Annotated in this window: 15 protein-coding genes; 6 read left to right on the forward strand and 9 right to left on the reverse strand. The window is 60.9% G+C overall.

What is annotated here, in order from left to right:
• Window positions 1-6: 6 nt before the first annotated feature.
• From FFV09_RS05035 to FFV09_RS05055, 5 genes are all read right to left on the reverse strand, one after another.
• Window positions 7-1,782 carry a sensor histidine kinase gene (locus FFV09_RS05035; protein ID WP_141446668.1) on the reverse strand — a complete coding sequence of 592 codons (1,776 nt, stop codon included), beginning with the start codon at window positions 1,780-1,782 and terminating at the stop codon, window positions 7-9.
• Between the two features lie 234 nt (window positions 1,783-2,016).
• A complete protein-coding gene (locus FFV09_RS05040) occupies window positions 2,017-3,750 on the reverse strand; it encodes a methyl-accepting chemotaxis protein (protein WP_141446671.1) in 1,734 nt (577 codons plus the stop codon).
• A 182-nt stretch (window positions 3,751-3,932) separates the two neighbouring features.
• Entirely contained in the window at window positions 3,933-4,685 is a 753-nt protein-coding gene (locus FFV09_RS05045; protein ID WP_141446673.1) for an amino acid ABC transporter ATP-binding protein, read from the reverse strand.
• 24 nt (window positions 4,686-4,709) lie between these two features.
• Window positions 4,710-5,378 (reverse strand): amino acid ABC transporter permease, encoded by a 669-nt coding sequence (locus FFV09_RS05050; protein WP_141446674.1) that lies wholly within the window; start codon window positions 5,376-5,378, stop codon window positions 4,710-4,712.
• A gap of 250 nt (window positions 5,379-5,628) precedes the next feature.
• Entirely contained in the window at window positions 5,629-6,465 is an 837-nt protein-coding gene (locus tag FFV09_RS05055) for an amino acid ABC transporter substrate-binding protein (RefSeq protein WP_141446676.1), read from the reverse strand.
• Window positions 6,466-6,829: 364 nt separating this feature from the next.
• On the opposite strand from FFV09_RS05055, the gene FFV09_RS05060 reads away from it, so the two are divergent.
• The 5 genes from FFV09_RS05060 to FFV09_RS05080 all read left to right on the forward strand — a co-directional run bounded on the left by FFV09_RS05060 (window position 6,830) and on the right by FFV09_RS05080 (window position 13,602).
• The gene (locus tag FFV09_RS05060; protein WP_141446677.1) at window positions 6,830-7,924 is read left to right on the forward strand and encodes an AI-2E family transporter; all 1,095 of its coding nucleotides are present in this window, start codon (window positions 6,830-6,832) and stop codon (window positions 7,922-7,924) included.
• 221 nt (window positions 7,925-8,145) lie between these two features.
• Window positions 8,146-9,300, forward strand: coding sequence for a YsnF/AvaK domain-containing protein (locus FFV09_RS05065; RefSeq protein WP_141446679.1), 1,155 nt, complete (start codon window positions 8,146-8,148; stop codon window positions 9,298-9,300).
• A 225-nt stretch (window positions 9,301-9,525) separates the two neighbouring features.
• Window positions 9,526-10,842 (forward strand): YsnF/AvaK domain-containing protein, encoded by a 1,317-nt coding sequence (locus FFV09_RS05070; RefSeq protein WP_141446681.1) that lies wholly within the window; start codon window positions 9,526-9,528, stop codon window positions 10,840-10,842.
• A 149-nt stretch (window positions 10,843-10,991) separates the two neighbouring features.
• On the forward strand, window positions 10,992-11,981 hold the full coding sequence (locus tag FFV09_RS05075) for a Gfo/Idh/MocA family protein (protein WP_141446683.1): 990 nt from the start codon (window positions 10,992-10,994) through the stop codon (window positions 11,979-11,981).
• A 109-nt stretch (window positions 11,982-12,090) separates the two neighbouring features.
• Complete coding sequence (locus FFV09_RS05080; RefSeq protein WP_141446684.1) at window positions 12,091-13,602, forward strand: methyl-accepting chemotaxis protein; 1,512 nt, start codon at window positions 12,091-12,093, stop codon at window positions 13,600-13,602.
• Between the two features lie 245 nt (window positions 13,603-13,847).
• On the opposite strand, the gene FFV09_RS05085 is transcribed toward FFV09_RS05080, so the two are convergent.
• Window positions 13,848-14,957, reverse strand: a complete 1,110-nt coding sequence (locus FFV09_RS05085) for a M23 family metallopeptidase (RefSeq protein ID WP_141446686.1) — start codon at window positions 14,955-14,957, stop codon at window positions 13,848-13,850.
• A complete protein-coding gene (locus FFV09_RS05090) occupies window positions 14,954-16,114 on the reverse strand; it encodes a WD40 repeat domain-containing protein (protein ID WP_141446687.1) in 1,161 nt (386 codons plus the stop codon). Before FFV09_RS05090 ends, FFV09_RS05085 begins: the two co-directional genes overlap by 4 nt.
• 230 nt (window positions 16,115-16,344) lie before the next feature.
• On the opposite strand from FFV09_RS05090, the gene FFV09_RS05095 reads away from it, so the two are divergent.
• Window positions 16,345-18,189 carry a flagellar assembly protein A gene (locus FFV09_RS05095; protein ID WP_141446688.1) on the forward strand — a complete coding sequence of 615 codons (1,845 nt, stop codon included), beginning with the start codon at window positions 16,345-16,347 and terminating at the stop codon, window positions 18,187-18,189.
• A 138-nt stretch (window positions 18,190-18,327) separates the two neighbouring features.
• Here FFV09_RS05095 and FFV09_RS05100 read toward each other — a convergent pair whose 3' ends face one another.
• Both FFV09_RS05100 and rph read right to left on the reverse strand, forming a co-directional pair.
• Entirely contained in the window at window positions 18,328-18,966 is a 639-nt protein-coding gene (locus tag FFV09_RS05100) for an XTP/dITP diphosphatase (protein WP_141446690.1), read from the reverse strand.
• Complete coding sequence (gene rph / locus FFV09_RS05105) at window positions 18,963-19,721, reverse strand: ribonuclease PH (RefSeq protein WP_141446691.1); 759 nt, start codon at window positions 19,719-19,721, stop codon at window positions 18,963-18,965. Before rph ends, FFV09_RS05100 begins: the two co-directional genes overlap by 4 nt.
• Window positions 19,722-19,736 lie beyond the last annotated feature (15 nt).

Here is a 19,736-nt window from a genome sequence, read left to right on the forward strand (position 1 = left end):
TTTCGCTTAGCCGGATCGCCGCCGCAGCGTGTCCGCTTCGTCCGTTTTGCCGAGCGTATTCTCGTTCCAGACCAGACTGACGCTCAGCCCGCCGATCGGCGACCGTTCCGTCCGGACGCCGGCTTCCCGGCCGCCGCGCAGCTGTAGCCGCTGATTGACGTTCCATAAGCCGCAGCCCGTCTCTTCGCCCATCGGTTCGATCAGGCGCCGTTCCAACTGCTCCCGTTCGCCGGCTTCAAGTCCGCCGCCGTTGTCTTCGACGCGCAGAATCACGTCTCCGTCGTCGTTCAGCTCGCCCGTAATCCGGATCAGCCCGGCTTCCGCATGCGGCTCGATACCGTGAATGACCGCATTTTCGACGAGCGGCTGGAGCATGAGCGGCGGCACGTACAGATCGAGCAGCGTCTCCGGCAGGTCGATGACGTAATCCAGCCGGTTCATGCGCATCTTCTGGATCTCCAGATAATGCCGCACGAACTCCGCTTCTTCGCGCAGCGGGACCAATTCCCGTTCCTGCCGGGTCGTGTAGCGGTAATACCGCGACAGGCTGTGCGACATCGCCACGACCGCATCCATCCGGCCAAGCTTCGCCATGCTCGTCACGAACGACAGGCAGTTATAGAAGAAATGCGGATTGATCTGCGATTGCAGCTGCTTGAGCCGTGCTTCCTTGACGTGCAGCTGCTCCAGATAGACGTGCTCGAACAAATTCTGGATCTGGTCGACCATCTGGTTGAAGCGCTCCGACAGGAAGCTGAACTCGTTGCGTCCTTTGGGCTTGATCCGGACCGAATAATCTTCCTGCTGCAGGCTCTGGAAGCCCCGGATCAGCTGGCGGATCGGGATCTGCACCTGCACGTAGAGCAGATACGCCGCGACCGAACCCATCACGAGCAGCATCAGGATCGACGAGTAGAACAGCAGATTCGATTTGCGGATCGGCTCCAGCATGTCGGCCATCGGCATATAGTCGATCAGGTACCAGCCCGTCTCCTTGGACAGCACGATGCTGACCATATACGGCTCGCCGTCGATCCGCACCGTGAGATTGTCGCTTTCGGGCAGCGGCGATACGTTCAGCTTCTGCATCATCCGGCCGGTCAGATCGCGATCCGACGTCCGGTTGTAGATCGTTCCCATATCGCCCCGGTAATAAAAAGGATCGTGGCGGCCGTCGGTCTTGAACTTGTCGAGCATGTTCTGGATATTGCGGCTGTCGAATTCGAGTTCCACGATCGTTTCCGCTTCGAGAGCCGGATCGTCGATCCCGTAAGGGGCGACCGTAAACCACGAGAAGCGGAAAATGTCTTCGCTGCCGTCTGTCGCCCGGTTCACCTGCCAGCCCGGCTTGATCTGCGCCTGCAGGGCGGTCGGATCGTAGGCGCGGGCATCGTTCTCGGACACTACGCGGCGCAGCGAAGGCGAATACAGATGCAGCCGGCTTTTCCAGTTCGACGAACTTTCCTGAATGCTCAGCTTGTTCTGAATCCGCTTGACCAGATTGATCTCGTCCAGATTAAAATAACCGCCGTTCGTATACAGCTTGCGGAAGCTCTCGATGTCCGGATCGTGAATAAGCAGATTCGGCCAGGAAGCGAGCATCTCGATATTGGTATTGACCTGACTCTGGAAAAAGGCCAGCTGATTCCGGTTCGATTCGCCGAGTTCCTGCCTCAGCACGTCTGTCGTCGTCTTGTTGGAGTAACCGTAGAGCAGCGCGACCGGAATCCACATCAAGGTCAGAATAAGCATCATTTTCGCAAAAAGATTGGCGCGGGGCATCGGAGTCTCCTCCCTCTCGGTGAACGCCCTGCGCGCGGCGCAGGCGGTTAATGGTCAAGCCAACTCATTGTAAGCGGTGACACCGAAGTCGGCAAGAGCACTATGGCAACATTTCGGCTGTTTTGGCAGCGAAAAAAGGAGCCGTTCGCTTGAACGGCTCCCCTGCCCTGCGTAAGCGGCTTCTATTTACGGGCCGAGCCCCGACGAATCAGGGCGCAGACCTATAGGTACAGATCAAATCTTGAACTTGGCAATCAGTTCGTTCAGTTCCAGCGCCATCTGGTTCAGCTCTTCCGACGAAGCGGATACGCTGCCCAGCGATTCGCGCTGCAGCTGCGAAGCCTGCGTCACTTCCATCGAGCTGCCGGCCGATTCTTTGGCAATGCCGGCAAGTTCCGCGACCGATGCGGACACTTCTTCCGAGCTTGCCGACATCTGCTCCGTCACGGCCGACATGTCTTCCGTCTGCGTCGAGACGCCGCCGATCGCCGCTTCGATCCGGCTGAATGCTTCGCCTGTGCGCTGCGACAGCTCGATGCCGGTCTGCACTTCGTGCAGCCCTTCTTCCATCAGCACGACCGCTTCGTCGGTCTCCTTGATCATCAGGCCGAGAATGCCGGAGATTTGGCCGGCCGACGTCGCCGATTGGTCCGCCAGCTTGCGCACTTCTTCCGCCACGACGGCGAAGCCGCGGCCGTGCTCGCCGGCTCTCGCCGCTTCGATCGCGGCGTTCAGCGCCAGCAGGTTCGTCTGCGAAGCGATACCCGAGATCAGTCCGGCGATGCCTTCGATCTCGCGCGAACGCTCCTGCAGCTGGCGAATCCGGGCCGCGGAGCGGCCGACGGAAGCGCTGATCGCCGACATCTGCTCGCCGACGCGTTCGATCGATTCGCCGCCGGTTCCGGCTTCCGTTTTCATATCGGAAGCCGCGTCGGATACCTGGTAAGCGGTCTGGGCGATTTCCTGAATCGCGCGCGACATTTCTTCCATGACTCTCGACGTTTCTTCGGCCGAGCTTTCCTGTGTCCGGGCGCCGAGGCTCATCCGTTCCGCACTCTCCAGCACGCCGCCCTGGATGCGCATATTCTGTTCGACTTCGTTCTTGAGAGCGGAAGACGACTTCGCGGCCTGCTGCGCACGGCTCTGCACGCCGGCGATGATCGTCTTGAGTTCGCCCGCCATTTCGGAGAACTTGCGGTTCAGATCGCCGAAATCGTCTTTGCGATCGGTGCGCAGCTGCACGTTCAGATCGCCGGCGTTCATCTGGCCGATCGCTCCGAACAGTTCGCGGATCGGCTGCATCATGCGGCGCATTGCGAAGAACTGGATCGCCAGGACGACGAGGAAGCAGAGAGCCAGCGCCAGCAGCGACGCGCGCAAAATGTCGCCCGTGTTGGCGGCAACGCTGGCTGCGTTGATATCCAGTCCCATGACGGCGATAACTTTGCCGGCATCGTCCGTGATCGGCTGCACTACAGTTACCCAGTTGCCATAGATGTCCGTGAAAATGCCGGTGCTGGCCGGCTTTTTGTCGTTGATGGCGGTCTCCATGGCCGCCTGGAATTCGGCCGGGTTGTCGTACCGCGTCCCCTGCACCATGTCCGCGTCGATCAGACTGTTCGGCAGGGCGATAATACTCTCGGATCCGTTCTCCAGATCGGCGCCGTAGACATAGACCTGCGCGATGTTGGAATTGAGTTCCGACACTTGATCGAGCAGCGGAGTAAGCTTTTGACCTGCTGCGTTATCCGGTCCCGGATTCACGATCGCCTGGGCGACCAATTCCGTGCCAAGCTGCGCTTTGATGTAATTCGCGACGCCGACATACTGGCCGCGAAGATTGTCGAGTGCCATGTTTTGCTGCAATTTTACGGTAATTCCTGTCAGCATTCCGCCGACCAACAACGTTCCCAGCGCAATCATCAGCATGTTTTTCGCAAAAAACGTAAGCCTGAATGTCTTTTTCATCTGTTTTCCCCCGTCTTTTCCGTTCCTGTGCGGATGCAAGTGCTCACGTTAGTTTTTTCGACAAAAAAATGGATTTTTGAATAGTGAACAAGCAAATCGTATAAAAAAATAAAAAAAGCCGGAGGATCGGCTGCGATCCTTCGGCTTTTTGTCAAATTCTCCAATTTTTCTATCCTGCAAACTCAGCTTTCTTTTTCGATCAGCACGTTCAGGAACTGCGCGGCGCGCTCGCTGGACGGGTTGCGGAGCACCTGATCCGGACGTCCCTGTTCGAGCACGATGCCGTCGTCCATCAGCACGACCGTGTCGGCGGCTTCGGCGGCAAACTTCATCTCGTGCGTCACGACGACCATCGTCATGCCTTCGGCGGCCAGCTGCTTCATGACTTTCAGCACTTCGCCGACGAGTTCGGGATCGAGCGCGGAAGTCGGTTCGTCGAACAGCATCACCTGCGGATCGGTCGCAAGCGCCCGGGCGATGCCGACGCGCTGCTGCTGCCCGCCCGACAGCTGGTGCGGATACGAATCTTCCTTGCCGCTCAGACCGACTTTGGCCAGCAGCTCGGCGGAACGTTTGCGCGCGGCCGCCTTGTCTTTCTTTTGGACGATAATCTGCGCTTCCATCACGTTCTCGATCGCCGTCTTGTGCGGGAACAGATTGTACGACTGGAACACCATGCCGGTGCTTTGGCGCAGCTTGAGTATCTCCGCCTTGCCCGGTTTGCGCCCGGTGCCGAATTCGAGGACCGAATCGCCCAGCTTCAACGAACCGGCGCTCGGCATCTCCAGCAGGTTCAGGCAGCGCAGCAGCGTCGTCTTGCCGGAGCCGGACGGGCCGATAATGACGAGCACCTTGCCTTTTTCCAGCGACAGGTCTACGCCCTTAAGCACGTCGAGCGTTCCGAACGATTTATGCAAATTGCGAATTTCAAGCATGGATTTGTCTCCTCTCCGAGCGGATTAAGGGGCCGAGAAACGGGCCAGCCGCTTCTCCATCACGTTCTGCAGCGCATTGAGAATCGTGCAGAGAACGAGGTACAAGGCGGCAACTTCGCAGTAGATAAGCAAAGGTTCGTAGGTAGTGGCCTCGATTTGTTTGGCTACCTGGAACATTTCGATCACGGTGATCGTGTAGGCGAGCGACGTGTCCTTGACCAGGCTGATAAAAGAGTTCGACAGCGGCGGCACCGAAACGCGGGCGGCCTGCGGCAGGATGATGCGCCGCAGCGCCTGTCCGCGCGTCATGCCGAGCGAAGAAGCCGCTTCCCACTGTCCGTTCGAGATCGACTGGATCGCGGCGCGCACGATCTCGGAGTTGTAGGCGCCCATATTGAGCGTGAAGCCGATGACCGCGGCCGGGAACGGATCGAATTCGACCCCGATGCTCGGCAGTCCGTAGAAAATGATGAACAGCTGCACGAGCAGCGGCGTCCCCCGGATAATCCATACATAGATGCCGGCAATCTGGCTCAATACCGGGATCTTCCACAGCCGCACCAAAGCGACGGCGATCGCCAGCACCAATCCCAGCGCGAACGAGATGAGCGTCAGCGGGATCGTAAACTGCAGGCCGGCTTTGATCATCGGCCACAGCGAGTCGATCAAAATCTGAATTTTACGTTCGTCCATGCTCCGTTATACCCCTCTCCAGGCAAAATCGTTTTGGGAAAAGACGTCTTCTTCGTCATTACACGCAATCGGCGTCTCCGAACAAAAGGAAGGGGGCCGCCTCCGGAATCGCCTGCGCGAATCCGAAGGTAGCCCCGGGCGGTTGAAACCGCGAACGGCTTCTTCCGTATCAGTAATGCGGATCGAAGCCCGCGGCGCCGAGCGCCTCGTCCCGCTTCAGGTAGGGACGGCAAGCTTGACTCTTACTTGCTTACTTGGACACGTCTTCGCCGAAATATTTCTCGGAGATCGTCTTGTACGTGCCGTCTTCGTGCATGTCGGCCAGCGCTTTGTTGACTGCTTCGATCAGCTCCGGCTGGTTCTTGGCGAATACGCCGCCGCTTTGCGAAGCGTCGTCGGCTTCGGCCACGACTTTGAGCGCGATGTCCGGTTTTTGTTTCTTCAGATCGAGGAACGACAGGTTATCGTTGATCGTCGCGTCGACGCGGCCGGAGTTCAGCAGGCCGATCGCCTGGTTGAAGCCTTCGATCGGCACGATCTCGGCGCCGTTCTCTTTGGCGATGTCAGCGAGGTTGCTGGTCAGCGACTGGGCGGACTTTTTGCCTTTGAGATCGGCCAGCGATTGGATGTCCGTGTTGTCTTCGCGCACGATCAGGACCGCGCCGGAAGAAATGTACGGATCGGAGAAATCATATTTTTCTTTGCGATCGTCGCGGATCGAGACTTCGTTGAATACGGCGTTGAAGCGTCCGGCGTCGATGCCGGCCAGCAGGCTGTCCCACGGCGCTTCCACGAATTCGGCTTCCACGCCGAGACGCTTGGCCACTTCGCGGGCGATCTCCACGTCGAAGCCGGTCAATGCGCCGCTTGCGTCGTGGAAAGTGAACGGGGCGTACGTGCCTTCGGTTCCGATGACCATCTTGCCGTCGGACTTGATCTTCTCCAGCGCATTGGCTGCCGCGGCCGGCTTCTCTTCCGCCGTACCCGCGTTATTCGTAGCGGCCGGGCTGCTTCCGTTGCTGCCGCAGGCGGCGAGCATCAGGGTCATCAGGATGGCAACAAGGCCGAGCAAAGTCGCTTTTTTCATGGGTGAATTCCTCCGATTGTGTCTAATGGATGTACAGTACAAGTAGGTCGTGCAAGATTGAATTTTATACCCTTACCTTATGAAAGTCAATGGGGTTTCGTATAATTCCCATTCATTTTATCGGCTTTAGATCGAACATTCCGAATCCGCCCTTTTCGCCTTCTTCTTACCGCGCTTATTTCTCTCTTATTTTTACAGCGTGAAGGGAACCGGTTTCGTTTAAGTATATACATAGATCTGTCTTGCTTGGGCCGTAGTCCCCCTTACCCTCGACCCGGTCTCCGCACCTCTCCGGATAGGCAGCGGAGCGGCGTTTGCCGCAAGCTTCTCTTGCCGGAAGCATACTTTCACTAGGAGGATGTTCATGTTCAAGAATCGCTTTTTCGTCGCGGGAGCGGGCGTCGCCCTGGTCCTGCTCATCATTCTCCTGGGAACGATGGTCAAATTCATCTTCACGCCGGTCGTATCGCTGGTCAGTTCGCTCGTCGTTCCCCTGCTGATCGCAGCTTTCTTCTATTACCCGCTGCGTCCGCTCGTCCGGTTCCTCGAACGCAAAAAATTGAAGCGCTCCTGGTCGGTCATGCTGATCTTCGTAGTCTTCATCCTGCTGATCGTCGGCGCTTCGTTCTGGGTATGGCCTACCCTGCGCGACCAGGTGGAGAGCTTCGTGACCAACGCGCCGCAGCTCGCGCAGGACGCGGTATACCAGCTCCAGCAGCTGCAGCACAATCCGACGTTCAGCCGCTTCCTTCCGAGCGATGCCGGCCAGAACCAGGAACTGCTCGACCGCCTGTCGGGCGTACTCGATACGTCGCTGACCTGGCTGTCGGATAATATTACCGGCATGTTCTCGTTCCTGTCGAGCTTCGTGCTCGTCATCGCGACGTTCCCGATCCTGCTCTACTTCCTGCTCCGCGACGATCACAAGCTTCCTCCGTACCTGATGAAGCTGTTCCCGGCGAACAACAAGGAAGACGGCAAAGCAATGCTCGGCGAAATGGACGATGCGCTGAACGGCTTCATCGCCGGGCGCGTCATCGTCAACCTGATGCTGTGCGTGCTGCTGTATATCGGCTTCCTCATTATCGGGCTGCCGTACTCGCTGCTGCTCGTCATCATCTCGTTCTTCCTGAACTTTATTCCGTTCATCGGTGCCTTCCTCGCCGGCGTTCCGGTCGGCATCGTCGGCCTGATCGAATCGCCGAGCATGGCGCTCTGGTCGATCGTGATCGTCGTCGTGGCCCAGTTGGTCCAGAACAACCTGCTCGAACCGCTCGTCTTCGGCAAGCAGCTCGACATGCACCCGCTGACCGTCATCGTGCTGCTGCTCGTCGGCGGCGACGTTATGGGCATTCTGGGCATGCTGATCTGCATCCCGATCTACATGGTCGTCAAGATCGCAATTCGCCACATTTACCAGATGTACATCAAGAGCAAGATCAAGCACACGCTAAACTGAAGCCGGCCGTTCTCCCTGCGGGAGAGCGGCTTTTTTTGTTTTGAAACAATTTTGAAAAAAAGATTGACTTTTATAAAAAACCCCTTGCCAGGCGGTTTAGAATCTCTTGGCGTGTGTAAATATGAAGCATGGCAGGAACATCGAAGCCTTGGAACAGCCCCATCGACGAATAACCAACACAACGAAATTCTACATTTCGACAACCACGAGGAGGTAACATCATGAACAACAAAATCGTAGGCGTGTTCAATTCGGAAAGAGACGCTTCCCATGCAATCGAGGACCTGAAGAAATCGGGCTACAGCACGAACGACATCTCGGTCATTACCCGGGACAAGAAAGACATGCGCAAGCTTGAAGACGAAACGGGAACCATGGCTCCCGAAGGCGCGGCAGGCGGCGCGGCTACCGGCGGCGTGCTCGGCGGTATCGGCGGCCTGCTGGCCGGTCTCGGCGCACTCGCCATTCCGGGCATCGGCCCGCTGCTGGCGGCAGGCCCGCTCGCGGCCACGCTTGCCGGAGCAGCGGTCGGCGCGGCAGGCGGCGGACTCGTCGGCGGTCTGATCGGCCTCGGCATTCCCGAGAACGAAGCGAAGGAATACGATGAAGCGGTCGACAGCGGCGGCATCCTCGTCATCGTCGATTCGGAAGATGCGAAGCGCGGCGAAATCTCCCGCATTTTCCGGGACAACAATTCCACGAACCGACGGCACGAGATGGACATGAAGGGCGGCCTGGCCAGCGGAACGATGATGAACGACTCGACTTCCGATCCGGCGGTGGCCCGCGATACGATGGCCGAAGATACGCTGTACCGCGATACGCCGGCGATGGGCGCGACGAACCTCGACGCGAACCGTATGGACGGAACGCCGGTCGGCGACCGCGGACTTGCAAGCCCGGCCGATCTCGATCTGGACCAGCATCGGGCCGGCCTTGATTCGGACAATCATGACGAAGCCCGCAAGCTGCAGCTGCGTGAAGAACAGCTCGACGTGACGACGAACACGGTGCGCAGCGGCGAAGTCGGCGTACACAAGGAAATCGTCGAAGAGCAGAAATCGATCGACGTTCCGGTCAGCCACGAAGAAGTCGTGATCGAACGCCGTGCGGTGAACAACGTGCCGACCGACGAGCCGGTCGGCATGGACGAGACGATTCGCGTGCCGCTCACCGAAGAGCAGGTCGAAGTGAACAAACGCAACGTCGTCACCGGCGAAGTCGAAGTTCACAAACGCGAAGTGCATGAAACGGAGCAGGTTCGCGATACGCTGCGCCGCGAAGAAGCGCGCGTCGACAAAGACGGCCGCGTGGAAGTGCGCGACGGCGCGGACGCCGACAAGCTGAGAGAAAACGCGACGACACGTCGTCCGTAACGAGGCTGTGCGACCGCACACCGGAACCCGTTAAGCGATCCCGAAGAGAAAGCGCCGCTTCCCCCGCATCCTGATCAGGCTTCCATGACAGGAAGCGGCGCCCTTTCCGAACGCGAATAAGCCCGGCTGGACTACAGCTCGGGCTTGTTCGCGTATTCGGGGCGATCGCCCTTTTTTACCCGTGCAAGATTTGCCCATTCAAGTTCCACCAAGGAGGATGACAAGATGGAGACTCAAAAAGTAGCGGGCATCTTTCTGACGCAGCGCGAAGCTTCCGAAGCGATCGAGGAGCTGAAGCGGTACGGCTATGACGCCGACGATATTTCCGTCATTTCCAAAGACCATCAGGATGCGGCCGCGATCGGCGAACAGACCGGCACCAAAGCACCCGAAGGCGCCGCCGGAGGCGCGACGGCCGGAGGTATCCTGGGCGGCGTAGGCGGACTTCTGGCCGGACTCGGCGCGCTGGCGATTCCCGGCATCGGGCCGCTGCTCGCGGCGGGCCCGATCGCGACGGCGCTGGCCGGCATCGCCGTCGGCGCGACCGGCGGCGGGCTCGTCGGCGGCCTGATCGGCCTCGGCATTCCCGAAGAAGACGCGAAAGCGTACGATCAGCAGATCGGCGGCGGGCGCATGCTGGTGCTCGTCGATACGACAAGCGACCGCAAAGAAGAAGTCGAGGACATCTTCCGCCGGCATTACGCGCTGAACCATACCCGTCTGGGCGCGGACGGCGACAACGACAACCTGACCGTCGCCGCGCCGCACGCTTCGGAGCGCGAAGCGGCCGATGTTCATGAGACGGCTGACGTTCGCGGTACAGCCGATGTTCGCGACACAGTCGATGTTCGCGGTACAGCCGATGTTCGTGACACAGTCGATGTTCGCGGTACAGCCGATGTTCGCGACACAGCGCCGCTCGGCGTAATCGACGGAATCGGGCAGCAGGAGCGGGATTCCGCTTATCCGGCCGATACCGGCCGCGATACGGAAGCCTCCCTGCAGCGCGAACTGGAGATGCACGCCGACCACAGTACAGACCGTGACGCAGACCGCGACACAGACCGCGACGCGATCCAGCTGCGGGCCGAACAGCTCGATATCGACAAAAAGCAGGTTCGCACCGGCGAAGTCGAAGTCCGCAAAGAAATCGTTCACGAGGAAAAAGTGATCCGGGTACCGGTCAGCCACGAAGAAGTCGTGATCGAGCGGCGCGCGGTCAACGGCGAAGCGACGGACGAACAGATCGGCCGCGACGAGACGATTCGGATCCCGGTCAGCGAAGAGCGCATCGAAGTAAACAAGCGCAGCGTCGTGACCGGCGAAGTCGACGTCTACAAGCAGGAAGTCGAAGAAACGCGGCATATCGAAGAGACGCTGCGGCATGAAGAAGCGCGGGTCGAACAGACCGGGCACGCGGCGGTCGACGAAACTTTGTCCGGCGAAGCGGCCGAACGGCGGCCGTCTGCGGGCTTGCCTTCTTCCCCGCCGGCGACCGATGCGGCCTCCCTGCCGCCGCGCAGCGAACGTCCAAGACGTTAACGCCCTTGCTGCAATTTGCAGTCCTCTATCTGCCGGCTCCGGCCGGCTTTTTCCGCGGAACGTTCCGTGTATGCGGACGTTCCGCTTTGTCGCGCCTTTCTTCGGCGCTGCTGCCGTATTCCTATTCCCTATCGAAAGAGGTTGACGACATGACAGAACTTAATACCCGCTCCGAGATCCGGTGGGCGATCTTCGGACCCGGACAGATTGCCGGCGATTTCGCTTCCGCGATCCGCGCGGTGTGCGGAAGTATCGAGGCGGTCGGCGCCCGCAGCCTGGACAAAGCCCAAGCGTTCGCCCGCGAACACGATATTGCCAAAAGCTACGGAAGCCTGGACGAACTGCTGGACGACCCCGCCGTCGACGTCGTCTATATCGCCACGCCGCACAATACGCACCACGAATTCATCCTGCGCGCGCTCGAAAAAGGCAAGCACGTCTTCTGCGAAAAAGCGATTACGCTGAACGGCGCCCAGCTTGCGGAAGCGGTCGAAGCCGCCCAATCGCGAGGTCTCGTGCTGGCCGAAGCGATGACCGTCTACCATATGCCGCTGTACCGGGAACTGCTTGACCTGCTTGCAGGCGGCAAACTCGGCGCGATCAAAAGTATCCACGTGGAAATGGGCGACGCCAAAGAATACCATCCGGGCAACCGCTTCTTCAATCCGGATCTGGCCGGCGGGGTGCTGCTCGACATGGGTACGTACGCGCTGTCGCTTGTCAAGATGTTCATGCCGGGCGGTCCCGACCGTTTCCTCACGGACGTACGCAAAGCGGATACCTGCGTCGACGAAGAAGCGTTCATCCGGCTGCACGGCGGACTCGGCGAATCGGCTTCGGTCTCGATCAGCTTTTTGGCCGATACCGGGCATGTCGCCTTTATCGTCTGCGAACGCGGCACGATCCTGATCAAAGATTTCACCCGCGCCGTGCGCGCCCTCATCTCGTACGAAGACGGGACGACGGAGACGATTCCGGCCGGCGAACGCGCCGAAGCGCTGTCGTACGAAGTGCGCGATTTCAACGCCTGGGTTCAGGGCGGCGAGACGCCTTCCACGCTCGGCTGGTCGATCGGCGTCATGGCGATGATGGATCAGGCGCGCAGCAGTTGGGGACTCCGCTATCCCGACGAAGTTTGAGGCATACGTTTTTTCGCAGGAGCCCCTACACCGTTAGGGGCTTTTTGCCGATAATAAATCTAAGTCTGTCATCGCGTACAACCAATTCCATAGATGGGGAAGTGAGCATTTGAGCAATCTCGATCAAGTCATGCATCAGAGAAACAAAATCGTCATGTGGATCTTGTGGGCCGTCTTTCTGCTTCTCGGCCTCGCCAGCTTGAACCTGTCGCTTCCGACGCAGCTCGCGGCCGGCGCCATGGGCGTTTTTACGGCGGTATTTACATGGCTGACGTGGACGGGAAAAGCACAGCCGGTTCTGCCGTATGCGGCCGCCTTGTTCTTCTTCGCCTGCTACGCCCTCGTGCTGACCGATACGATCAACGTGCTAGCGGCGCTGCTGCCGGTCGTGCTGCTGCTGCTCTATCCGCGGGCGCGCTACGTGCTGCTCTACTCGTGCCTGACGGCAATCGCGATTTTCGTGTCGTGGCTGCGCGGCGCGGACGTGTTCGTGCCCGAAGGCCGGCTGGTATCACTCATCTTCACGGTCGGCTTGTTCGTCGTCATCGCGGCGATCGCGGTCGCGATCGGTTATCTGGGCGAAAAATTGTTCGCCGATTCCGTCCGGCAGCGCCAACGCGCGGAAGCCGACGCCGAGCAGCTTGAGCGGGTATTTGCCCAAATCAAGTCGGCGGTCGATCAACTCGGGAAGTTCGCCCACAAGTCCAAAGAAAACATTACGCTGAACGAACTGATTACCGGCGAGATCACGAACGCTTTTGCCCAGGTGGCGGAAGGCGCGGAGAGTCAGGCCGGCAGCGTATCGGGCATCTCGGACAAAATGTCGGCCAGCGACGTGGAGATCGAAGGCGTCGTGCAGAACTCGTCGATCATGCGCGACCTGTCCGCCCATACGGCGAGCGTCACGCAGGAAGGCGCCAGCCGCATGGGCGACCTGCGCGAACAGATCGATCAGGTCTACTCGGTTATGAGCGATACGGCGCATGACATGGAGCTGTTCCGCGAACAGAACCGCCAGATCGCCCAGATTCTGACGACGATCTCCGAGATCGCCAGCCAGACGAACCTGCTGGCGCTGAACGCCGCGATCGAAGCGGCCCGGGCCGGCGACGCCGGACGCGGATTCGCCGTCGTGTCCGACGAAGTGCGCAAGCTGGCCGAGCATTCGCGCGAGTCCGCCGAACAGATCGGCGGCATCCTCGGCGAGCTGCAGAGCGGCACGGAACGGCTTATGAGCCAGGTGAACCGCGGCCGCGAAGCGGCGGAGAGCAGTCTGGCCGCCGCCCGGCGCTCCGAAGACGTGCTGACCGAGATCAACGAGAACACGCACAAACTGCTGGATCAGGCAGGCGAAGTCGAACTGCGCTCCGAGAAGATGAAAGCCTCGTCTTCCGAAGTTACCGATCAGACCGCCGCCATCTCCACGATCACGAAGCAGACCAGCTCCGCCATGGAAGAGATTCTGGCCGGCATGAGCGAACAGAAATACATCACCGACCAGATGGCGGGCAGCTTCGGCCAGCTGGAGAAGCTGATCGGCGATCTGCAGGATCTGACCGCGGCCCCGGACCGGGAAGATGCTCAAAGTTCGCTGTCCGTCTCGTCCGGCACGAGCGGATAAAGACCGGCTTCGGCGGGCGGGTTCGGTCGGCCTGACCGGCCAGAGCCGACTCGGCTGGCTTGGCTTGGCTTGGCTTAACCGAATGGCCCGGATTGGCTGGATGCGACGCCTGGAAGCTGCGGGTTCGGCCGATCTTTTATTCTGAACAAAAAAGGCAAATCCCGCGCGAACGCTCGCGCAGGATTTGCCTTTTTTTGCCGAATGCCCCGTCTCAACGCTCACCCGATATACCCGATTCACCCGGTTTAGCGAATCGTAAACACCCTCGAAGCCGCGTCCGCTCTCGCCTGGGACGACGCGTACAGCACCCGGTCCGGCTGCTTGTAGAACTGCGGCCACAAGCCGTGCCGATAAGCGGCCGACCCCGGAAAGGTCGGATCGGTCGCCCGGACCGCCACCGCATAGACGTGAACCTGTTGCCCGGTCCGGGCTCCGGTCGCCTGCCGCAGATCGATCCGATACCGGAACGTCCGGGCTTCGTACAGGCTGAAGCGGACCGGAGACATTTTCCACCTGCCGCCCGAACCGACCTTGTAATGCAGCCGAATCTCGGCCGGCGCGTTACGGTCATATCGATTCGTGCGCGGATTGTCGGTGCCCGCATAGGCGGTCAGGTACAGCAGGCTGCCGTCCTGCCAGTCGGCGGACACATAATCGAGATCCGAGCCGCCGTTCCACGTCGCAAGCGAAGCGTGGCGGTAGAACGGATACATCGGCATCGTCCGGCTGCTTGGATCGCCGCTGCGGCCGCGGCTGACGTGCTGGATATGCAGATGCGGGTTATAGCGCTTGGCCCGGTCGACCGTGCCGATCACGGTCGTCTCGGTCACATAATCGCCGACGCGCAGGCCCGAACCGCCGGAACCCGCCGGATCGATATGCACGTATTGGACGTAGTCGCCGTCGGGCGTGCCGTCCCCGTCGGTGTCGTGATCAATGATCACGCTGCCGAGCTGGGCCGACGTGTCGGACTTGATCTCGGTCACCCTGCCGGGCAGAATCGCGTAGACGCGTTCTCCCGCGGCCATGGCCAAGTCCGCGCCGTTATGCGGATTGGTTCCGCCGACTACGCTGCGCGGCTGATTCGTCTTGCTTTCGATCGGCGCATAGCGTTCGAGCACGCCGTCCGCATCGCTGCGGGCCGGCGTCAGAGCCGGCGCGATCGACGTGCGGACGCCGTACTGCTGAACAAAGCGCGCGCCGTAATCGGCCGCCGAAGCCGTCGATACCGCGCCGAGCGCAAGCAGCGCGCAGACGACCGCGCCGATCCGGCGCAGCGGCCGATGGCGGCGCATGCCCTTACGCTCCCGAACGTACCCGGTTCCGGTTCCATATCCGCTTCGCTGATGCTTCATGTCCCCGCCTCCTCGCCAATATCGATCGTATACGTCGATTCCGTCCCGGTTGCCCGGCTGCGCGTCCGAACGAGCAGCCGCTCGGCGTCCTGCCACGACAGGCCGAGGATCGAAGCGCCCGCGGGCTCCGCGATCGTGCGGCTTTTGAGCGTGCGCGCTTCGATCAGTATCAGCGTCGACACGCGGCTCGAACGGTCGGGCGCGTTCAGAACCGCGAACGTTCCGCCGTCCGCGGACGCGGCCGCGGAACGGACATGCCCCAGTCCGCCGCCCTTGAACGTGCGGGCCTTGCCGGCGGACAGATCGCGTACGCTCAGCGAACCGTCCTTCGTCTGCGACAGCAGATGCGTGCCGGAGACGGCCGAGACGGAATAGCCGGAGACGAGCTTGGCCGACGCTCCGGTCGAGCTGTCCACGCGCACGATGCCGCCGTCGCCCAGATCGAGATAGAAGCGATTGTCGTTATCCCAGCCGAGCAGCGTGTAGCCGGCTCCGTAGATCTTTTTCTCCGCTCCCGTCCGCAGGTCCTTGATCCAGTTCTCTCCGTCTTCGCTGCCGGTCGACGGGAAGCTGCGCGTCGTCCAGTACAGCAGCTTGTGCCCGTCGGGGCTGATCGAAGCACGCTTGCCCCAAACGACCATCTTGGGCGCTCCTCCGGCTGTCGCACTGCGGACAGTCTTGCGGTAGCCGCCCGTTTGTCCGAGCAGAAACGGGGACAGCGTCTTCCGCTGTGGATCGAGCTTGTAGAGGGACGACGCGTATTCGACCAGCGCCTGCCCGTCCGGAAGAGTATGCAGCTCGTAACCGAGATCCGGCGAAGGCAGCGGAACCAGTCGGCCGTCCGATTCGGCATAGCGGAAAGTCAGCGTCTCGTTCAGGCCGTCCGCCCGAAGCCTCGCCGTGAACGTGCCGGTCTGCCCCTGCGCGGCCCGCGTGCCGGCCAGACTTCCGGCGCGGCCGGTCGCCGGATCGATCGAAGCCGCGGCCCGCTGCTTCTCCGCCCGTCCGGGCAGCTTGAGCAGCGTACCGCCTTGCCCGGCCATCAGCCCGGGTTGTTTGCCCGCCCCCGTCCAGGCATCGGTATCCGCGAGCGCGGCGCCCGAAGCCACGGCGAGCAGCAGCGCGGCCGCGGCGGCGATTTTGAACGTTTTTCGCATAGTCGGTTCATCCTCTCTTTCCGGTACGAAAGTTCTCTTGATGCGCCCTAATGTACGCGATAACTCGCATACATGCAATAAAACGGACAAATTGGAAATGGTTATTGAAAAATAGGGCTAAAGGTATTATTCTATTCCATAACAAAGACTTAATTCCCTGTCCGTCTAGCTCTCAAGTTGCACGTCTATTTGCCGTGTTCTGATCTATCATCCCAAAGGAGGTTATTCGCATGCCGGAATCCCTGATTGTGCCGGAAAAGCCAGACTTGTTCGATGTCCCTGCGTCTACCGGCTCCGGCAGCGTCACCCATCCTCCGTCTTCGCCGCCGGTCCATGCGGACGGCACGATCCGCGTGCGCGCGGGCAAATTTCAAGTGACCGATCCGGCGGGAGAAGGCGAACCCGCCGTTCTGCTGCCGGCCGCGCCGCTGCGATTTTGGCTCAACGGCGCCGAGCTGCTCTCCGCTTCGGCGGTTCGCTCGGTCGACCGGATCGAATGGGAATACCCGGACGAGCCGATGTACGACATCGAAGTCTCGCCCGATCGCATGCAGGCGGTCATTCGCGTCTTCGCCGAGATCCGCCATGCCTGGACGCTTGCAGACACCGCCGCCGCACGCACGCTTTCGCCGAGCGCGCGTCCCGACACTGACACCGTCGTTCGGCGGCTCGGGATCGCCGAGCTCATGGCCGAAGTCGGAGCGCTTGGCATTCGCCAGCATCTGGACGTCCCCGCTATCGTGCAAGCGCTTCAACAGGCGAACGGCCAGCCGGCCGCTTTCGCTTTCGGGCGCCAGCCGCTGCCCGGCCGTGATGCCGAGCTGGAGCTTCGGTTCGAAGAGTGTATCGAAAATGCGTTCGAAGAAGCCGGCGGTTCCCTCGATTACCGCAGCCATCTGCGCATTCCGTCTGTCCAGCCGGGCGACCTGCTGGCCCGGGTCATCCCTTCGGAGCCGGGCATGCCGGGCTATGACGTATACGGCGAATCTATTGCCGCGCCTCCGGTACGCGAGCTCGACGTGCGCGCCCGGCAGCATGTTGAAGAACGGGAACCCGGCGTATTCGTCGCCGCCAAATCCGGCCGGCCGTGCATCACGGAAGGAGCCGTCCGCTATCTGGACGTCTCCGACGCTTACGTCGTGCAGGGCGACGTCAACCTGAAGACCGGGCATATCGTCTTTTCGGGCGACGTGACCATTCAGGGGAACGTGACCGACAACATGATCGTCGAGTCGCTCGGCAACGTCTACGTATCGGGCGGCGTCTACCATTCGACGATCACGGCGGCCGGCAGCATCGTCGTGCAGGGCAGCACGATCGGCAGCTGTCTGTATTCCGGCAGCTTCGGCCTGACGTTCAACCGTCTCTATCACCTCTCGATGCAGCTCAAGGACGAGACGGCGATGCTGCTGCAGGCGGCGCGCACGCTGTATGCCGAAGTCGGCCGGCGGGGACAGTCTGCCCGCTTCGGCCAGGTCGTCCTGCTGCTCATGAAGACGAAGTTCAAAGAGATTCAGCCGCGGGTACGCGAGCTGCTGCAGGTGCTCGTCGCGGTGCAGCGCAGCACCGGCGGCGCTTCGAACGAGTTTGCCGACGACCTGAACCTGATGCTGTCGCCGGCCCAGATGATCGAATCGCTGGACGAGCCGCTGCTCGTCCGCCTGCAGGGCAGCCTGGAGCGGGAGCATTCGTTCGTGAACGATATGCAGCAGGGCGATTCGCGGATCGAATTGTCCCGCTGCCAGACCAGCACGATCAAATCGAACGGAGACCTCGTGATCCACCGCGAAGGCGTTATGCAGAGCGATCTGTATTCGACCGGCTCGATTACGTTCGTGCATCCGGTCTCGGTCTGCCGCGGCTCCTGCCTCGAAGCGGAAGAGCGGATCGACGCGCGGATCGTCGGCAGCGCCGGCGGCGCGCCCTGCATCCTGCGCGCCCGGCAGAGCATCCATGTGCACCGCATGTTCGAAGGGAAAATTTCCGTCGGCACCCAGCACCGCAATATCCTGACTCCGGTGCAGGATTATACGTTCGGCATCCCCGAGCCGGACGCGAACGCCGTGCCGGGCTGAACGCGGACGCCCGCCAGCTCCCGAGGCCGAATGCAAAAAGCGCGGAAACGAAGTTCACCTTCGTTTCCGCGCTTTTGCCGTTTCCGTTCTTATCCGATTCAGATCCAGTTCGCTCCCGAGTCTTGTGCGTTTCCGCCGCTAGCCGTTCAGCTTCTTCAGCAGTTCCTGCAGAGCCGCTCCGCGGTGGCTGATCCGCTGCTTCTCCTCGACGCTCAGTTCCGCCATCGTGCGCTCGTACTGCGGCACGAAGAACAGCGGATCATAGCCGAAGCCGCCCGCGCCGGCCGTCTCCGACGTGATCCAGCCTTCGACCTGGCCTTCGGACTCCAGCGTGCGGCCGGTCGCCGGATCGTACATCGCCAGCGCGCAGACGAACTTCGCCGGACTCAGCAGTGGCTGCTCCGTGTCGTCGCCGAGGCGTCTGCGCATCAGCTCGTCCATCAATTTGGCGTTGTTCGCCGCGTCGTTGCCGTGTTCGCCGGCGTATCGTGCCGAATGTATGCCCGGCGCTCCGTCCAGCATCTCGACGCACAACCCCGAATCGTCGGAAATGACCGGCAGATTCAGAAAATCGCCGATTTCTTTCGCTTTTTTGAACGCGTTCTCCGCGAAGGTCCGGCCGTCTTCCACGACTTCCGGCGCTTCCGGATACTCGTGCAGGCTGCGCACTTCCTTGCCGAGCGGTTCCAGCGCATGCCGGAACTCGCGCACCTTGCCCATATTGCGGGTCGCCATGACTATAATCTCTCTGCCGTTTCCGCTGCCTGCTTCGCTCATGCCAATCCTCCGCTTCCGTGACTGCCGATCTTCAGCGCGTTCGCGCCGAGCGCTTCCCGCTGGAGCCCGATCATCTGCCGGACGCCATGCTCGCCGAGTTCGAGCAGGGCGTTCAATTCGGCGCGGCTGAACGGCCGCTCTTCGCCGGTCCCCTGCAGCTCGACGAATTCCCCGGCTCCGGTCATCACAATGTTCATATCGACCGCCGCGGAAGAATCTTCGTCGTAGCGCAGGTCGAGCAGCGCTTCGCCGTCGACGACGCCCACGCTGACCGAAGCGAGGTAATCGGTAATCGGATACGTCTTGAGCTTGCCCTGCGCTTCGAGCTTGTTCATGGCCAGGCACATCGCCACAAACGCGCCGGTAATCGAAGTCGTTCGCGTGCCTCCGTCCGCCTGGATCACGTCGCAGTCGACGATGATCGTCCGCTCTCCGAGCGCCTGCAGATCGACGACCGCGCGCAGGGCGCGGGCGATCAGGCGCTGGATTTCCATCGTGCGTCCGCCCAGCTTTCCTTTGGCCGATTCCCGGATGCTGCGCGAATGCGTCGCCCGGGGCAGCATCGAGTATTCGGCCGTGACCCAGCCGCGTCCCTGACCTTTCATAAACGGCGGCACTTTTTCTTCCACTGTGGCGTTGCAGAGCACTATCGTATCGCCTACCGTGATCGTAACCGAACCTTCCGCGTATTTGTTCGTGTCGATCTCAAGCTTGACGGGACGAATCTCGTCCGGTTTTCTGTCGTTCCTGCTCACTTTTGTATCCTCCCG

The sequence above is a fragment of the Saccharibacillus brassicae genome (genome assembly GCF_006542275.1).
GTDB classification, from domain to species: Bacteria; Bacillota; Bacilli; order Paenibacillales; family Paenibacillaceae; genus Saccharibacillus; species Saccharibacillus brassicae.

Excerpts from the sequence above, each read along its gene's own strand:
- FFV09_RS05035 (WP_141446668.1), bottom strand. The coding sequence starts at position 1,782 with ATGCCCCGCGCCAATCTTTTTGCGAAAATGATGCTTATTCTGACCTTG.
- FFV09_RS05040 (WP_141446671.1), bottom strand. The coding sequence starts at position 3,750 with ATGAAAAAGACATTCAGGCTTACGTTTTTTGCGAAAAACATGCTGATG.
- FFV09_RS05045 (WP_141446673.1), bottom strand. The coding sequence starts at position 4,685 with ATGCTTGAAATTCGCAATTTGCATAAATCGTTCGGAACGCTCGACGTG.
- FFV09_RS05050 (WP_141446674.1), bottom strand. The coding sequence starts at position 5,378 with ATGGACGAACGTAAAATTCAGATTTTGATCGACTCGCTGTGGCCGATG.
- FFV09_RS05055 (WP_141446676.1), bottom strand. The coding sequence starts at position 6,465 with ATGAAAAAAGCGACTTTGCTCGGCCTTGTTGCCATCCTGATGACCCTG.
- FFV09_RS05060 (WP_141446677.1), top strand. The coding sequence starts at position 6,830 with ATGTTCAAGAATCGCTTTTTCGTCGCGGGAGCGGGCGTCGCCCTGGTC.
- FFV09_RS05065 (WP_141446679.1), top strand. The coding sequence starts at position 8,146 with ATGAACAACAAAATCGTAGGCGTGTTCAATTCGGAAAGAGACGCTTCC.
- FFV09_RS05070 (WP_141446681.1), top strand. The coding sequence starts at position 9,526 with ATGGAGACTCAAAAAGTAGCGGGCATCTTTCTGACGCAGCGCGAAGCT.
- FFV09_RS05075 (WP_141446683.1), top strand. The coding sequence starts at position 10,992 with ATGACAGAACTTAATACCCGCTCCGAGATCCGGTGGGCGATCTTCGGA.
- FFV09_RS05085 (WP_141446686.1), bottom strand. The coding sequence starts at position 14,957 with ATGAAGCATCAGCGAAGCGGATATGGAACCGGAACCGGGTACGTTCGG.
- FFV09_RS05090 (WP_141446687.1), bottom strand. The coding sequence starts at position 16,114 with ATGCGAAAAACGTTCAAAATCGCCGCCGCGGCCGCGCTGCTGCTCGCC.
- FFV09_RS05095 (WP_141446688.1), top strand. The coding sequence starts at position 16,345 with ATGCCGGAATCCCTGATTGTGCCGGAAAAGCCAGACTTGTTCGATGTC.
- FFV09_RS05100 (WP_141446690.1), bottom strand. The coding sequence starts at position 18,966 with ATGAGCGAAGCAGGCAGCGGAAACGGCAGAGAGATTATAGTCATGGCG.